This is a genomic window from Boseongicola sp., assembly GCF_057460485.1.
On record NZ_JBVCWP010000323.1, the window covers coordinates 1 to 4,074 of the forward strand.

Below are 4,074 nucleotides of genomic sequence, written 5' to 3' on the forward strand. Positions count from 1 at the left end.
GGGATTGTACCGGGGGCCGGGGGCACGCAGCGGTTGCCGAAAGTGATTGGCGGGCTTGCTGCGTTGAAGATGTTACTAAGTGGGCGAGCTGTGAATGGCACCTCAGCGCGTAAGCTTGGTCTGGTCGATCGACTTGAAGACGGCGATGTTTTGGCGGCGGCAATTGACGCGGCGCGAGCGCGGGCGGACAGCGATGAACCCTTGTTGCGCAGTTCTGTGCGCCGGGATCGTCTTGGCGAGGGACGGGCGTTTCTGGAAGCGGTGGCCGAGCATCGCCGCATTGCAGAAGCCTCGCCTTTGGATGCGCCGTTGCGATTGATCGAGTGCGTTGAGGCAGCACTTTTGTTGCCCTATGAGATCGGGCGCGGACTTGAGATTGCGGCGTTTGAAGATCTGGTTACATCGGATCATTCGCGCGCGCTTCGCCATGTTTTTGCAGCGGATCGGCGATTGGTTGCGGCATCTGCCGTGGTTGGCCGGACGCCGTCACGGTCGTTGGGCTCTATCGCGTTGATCGGCGGTAACGGGATTGGCAGCGAGATTGCGGTCGCTTGTCTGGACGCTGGGTTCTCAGTCACCGTGGCCGAACGCAACGACGAGGTGTTGGAAGCCGGCGTAATGCGGATCATCGAGCATTACGACGCACGCGTGGCGTCCGGTAAGATGCAGGACGAAGCGGTTGAGGCGACATTGGACCGGATGAATGCGGTATGCGGGTTTCGGACGTTGGCGGACGCGGATGTGGTTATTGATCCCGGACCGTCGGTGTCAAAAGAATTGATTTCGGAGCTGGATGCCGTGTTGAAGGCGGGCGCTGTTTTGGCGACCGGGTCTGAGCACGTCGATGTGGCGACGCTTGCGACCGCCACTCGACGGCCTTCGGAAGTGGTTGGGTTCCGTCTGTATCCGGGGATGCATCGTAACCGGATGGCTGAGATTATTCCCAGTGCCGAGTCGTCTCCGCGCGCCATTGCAACGGTGCGGGCTTTGGCGCGCAAATTGGATCGGCTGATCGTAGAAACGGGGCCGGGTCCGGTTGGGATCGGACAGCGGCTCGCCGAGGCATTGCATGCGGCGGCGGACCTATGTGCGGAAGACGGCGCTCGGATTTCTCAGGTGGATGCGGCGTTGCGGGACTGGGGCCTGCCGCTTGGATCATTCACGTGGCGCGACAGCGAAGGCTTGACGCGCACGCGGTCCCGCAATCCGGACGAGGTCGATCTGACCGCTGGGCTTGTTGAAGCGGGGCGTCATGGACGTGTGAACAGTCGCGGATTTTATGCCTATAGCCAGCAGGGGCGTAAAGGCGTTGAGGACGCGGATGTGACGGAGTTCATTGACGCGGTGCGGAATAGCAAGGGCAAACGCGCGCGGACGCTGTCGGACGGCGAGATACGTCTTCGCTGTGTTGCGGCGATGGCCGGAGCGGGCGCTCAGGCGTTGGCGGATGGTACAGCGCGCAGGCCTTCAGACATTGATATGGTGTCCATCCATGGCTTGGGCTTTGCGCGGCGCACCGGAGGTGTGATGTTTGCTGCCGATCTTATCGGTTTGGAGCAAGTACAGTCGCTTTTGACTGACATGGCTGAGCAGAGCCCACGGATTTCGCCGCCGTCTCCGATTTTCAAGGACCTGATACGGGCCGGGCAGAGCTTTGCGGCGCTTGACCGCTAGCTAAAGAAAATTCCGAGGATCACCATCATCAATCCGATGGATGACACGGCCAATGCACCAAGGTTCATTGCGACGACTTTTTGTAGACGCACTTTCATGGCCTCGTCATCAAGCCCCTCGCGACGGGCTTTCCAAGCGATCAAGATGCACCAGCCAAGACCAACGACACCGACGAGGGCGAAGAGTGCCCCGATCCAGATCAGGGATTCCATGTGACATCCTTTTGAGCAGTTTGCGCGAGCATCGCGCATAATCGACCAACAGGCATGCTGCAAGGGCTTGCTGCCGCGCGATGGCGCGGGTAGGCATCGGTTCCGTCAAAACAGCGAGGTCCAAATGGACGATCAGGTCACCGAGCAAAGCTACCGCGTCACCGCCGACGAATTGCGTCAGTTTATCGAGCGTCTCGAGCGCCTCGATTCAGAGAAAAAAGACATCGCCGATCAGCAAAAAGAAGTGATGGCCGAGGCCAAAGGCCGTGGGTATGACACGAAGGTCATGCGCAAGGTCATCGCTATGAGAAAGCGCGACAAAGAGGACCTCGCCGAAGAAGAAGCGGTTCTTGATATGTACAAGGAAGCGCTGGGGATGTGATGCGGGCGGGGTCGTCACGGCTCCAGCCAGATCACACGAGGCATGGCTTTGATGCGGCCGACCTCGTCGTCATAGGCGGCGGTGAGGTCGGCAATGGTTTCAAGTGTCCAGCCCGGCAAGTCTATTTCCTCCTCAATTTCGTCTACCATCGCATGAGTTTCCAGAAACGCCGCGATTGTCTTGCGGCGGCGGGCTTCGGTGATGTCGGGATGACTTGCAAGGAGCCTGTGAAGCCTTGTCATGCCGTCCGTGGACAGAATTTGCGCTAACATATCGTCGGCTCCGTCCAAGGTCATATAGGGGTCGTGAGTAGTGATCTCGCGGATGATTTCCGACCAGATGAAGGGCGTGTCTTCGTGCGCCCAGACGGTGAGGGTCGCCTCGGGGTTGGCTTCGACAATTTCAGCGACAACATCAGCCCAGGACAATTGACCCAGATCCAGCACATCAAGGCAGGCTGCGCGGTCCTCGTCTTTGAGGGTGCGCAAAAGGGCTGGCATAAAGGTCGCTGGATTGCGCAGGCCAAGCGCGAAGTGGACGTTGTGCGAGGGGAAGCACTGCCGCAGCCATGCTGACTTTTTGGCCTTGGGATAAAGCCCGTCTGCGCCGACGACGACTTTGTGGCGGCACAGGAAGCTGTCGTTTGACAGAATGATCCGCTCGGCAGTGTCGTCGTCGTTGATGGCTTCCAGTAGCATCGCTTCGGTGTCTTGGCTTGCAGGCTTGCCGCGCAAGGTGGTGGATACGCTGCCCAGCAATTCGCGGTAGCGCCCCGGACCCGGCACGATGATGCCGTCTGTCGCAAGACGCGCGCGGTTACGCAGGATCGAGCGGATCAAGAGGCCGTCGTCGGTGCAGTGTGCGCCCAGATGAAAGAGGATTTCCATGGGGGTTTGTGGGGCCTTGGGTTTACACGTGTCGTATAGCCGCAAACCTAGTGGTCGTCGCTGGACAGGGAAAGGCGAATTACGATAGTCCGACGTGTATGACCGACGAAAAGACTCAACTTCCCAGCATGGCTCTGAACTGGCCGTCTCCGTGGTCGTTCGGAGCAGGGTTAATTGCCGCCCTGGTTGTGATGCCGATCTTGTCGGTCTTGTGGATTGCCGCCAACCCCGTCGAGAACATCTGGCCGCATCTGATCGCGACGACCTTGCCGCGTTATCTGGGCAATACGCTCGTCGTGATGGTGTCGGTTGCGATTGCGGCGACGCTGGTCGGGACGGTGACGGCGTGGCTGGTGGTGATGTATCGTTTTCCGGGGCGGCGTTGGTTGGAATGGGCGCTTTTGATGCCGCTGGCCGTGCCGGGGTTTCTTGGGGCCTACGCCCTGGTCGATTTCCTTGATTTTTCGGGGCCGGTGCAGACGGCTTTGCGCGGTGTGTTCGGCTGGCAAAGCGCGCAGGACTACCTTTTTCCTGATATTCGCTCGCGGTCGGGGGCGATCTTTGTGTTGGCGGCGTCACTGTACCCTTATGTCTATTTGCTGGCCCGTGCGGGGTTTCGCGAACAATCTGGAGCTGCACATGATGTGGCGCGCGCCTTGGGCGCCGGCGGGTTCAAGCGGTTCTGGCGCGTTGGGTTGCCGTTGGCACGCCCCGCCATTGTTGCGGGCACGGCGATTGTGATGATGGAGACGGTGAACGACTTTGGCACAGTCGACTATTTCGGTGTGCAAACGCTGACGACGGGCGTGTTTTCGGTATGGTTAGAGGCGGGCAATGCGGGCGGTGCGGCGCAGATCGCGACGCTGATCCTTGCGTTGATTTTCGCGCTTGTGGCGATTGAGAAGATATCCCGGCGCAA

Annotated in this window: 5 protein-coding genes; 3 read left to right on the forward strand and 2 right to left on the reverse strand. The window is 59.7% G+C overall.

Features of this window, described 5'->3' with window-relative positions:
• On the forward strand, nucleotides 1-1,674 hold a 1,674-nt coding region (locus tag AC221Y_RS21250; protein ID WP_486708345.1), incomplete at its 5' end, for a 3-hydroxyacyl-CoA dehydrogenase NAD-binding domain-containing protein.
• Here AC221Y_RS21250 and AC221Y_RS21255 read toward each other — a convergent pair.
• On the reverse strand, nucleotides 1,671-1,886 hold the full coding sequence (locus AC221Y_RS21255; protein WP_299751371.1) for a hypothetical protein: 216 nt from the start codon (nucleotides 1,884-1,886) through the stop codon (nucleotides 1,671-1,673). The two genes, AC221Y_RS21250 and AC221Y_RS21255, sit on opposite strands and share 4 nt — an antisense overlap.
• Nucleotides 1,887-2,010: 124 nt before the next feature.
• Here AC221Y_RS21255 and AC221Y_RS21260 point away from each other — a divergent pair, with 124 nt between their 5' ends.
• The gene (locus AC221Y_RS21260; RefSeq protein WP_299751374.1) at nucleotides 2,011-2,268 is read left to right on the forward strand and encodes a DUF2312 domain-containing protein; all 258 of its coding nucleotides are present in this window, start codon (nucleotides 2,011-2,013) and stop codon (nucleotides 2,266-2,268) included.
• 14 nt (nucleotides 2,269-2,282) lie between these two features.
• Here AC221Y_RS21260 and AC221Y_RS21265 read toward each other — a convergent pair whose 3' ends face one another.
• The gene (locus tag AC221Y_RS21265) at nucleotides 2,283-3,155 is read right to left on the reverse strand and encodes a hypothetical protein (protein WP_299751377.1); all 873 of its coding nucleotides are present in this window, start codon (nucleotides 3,153-3,155) and stop codon (nucleotides 2,283-2,285) included.
• A 98-nt stretch (nucleotides 3,156-3,253) separates the two neighbouring features.
• Here AC221Y_RS21265 and AC221Y_RS21270 point away from each other — a divergent pair.
• Nucleotides 3,254-4,074 (forward strand): ABC transporter permease (locus AC221Y_RS21270; RefSeq protein WP_486708346.1); only part of this gene is annotated, 821 nt, incomplete at its 3' end.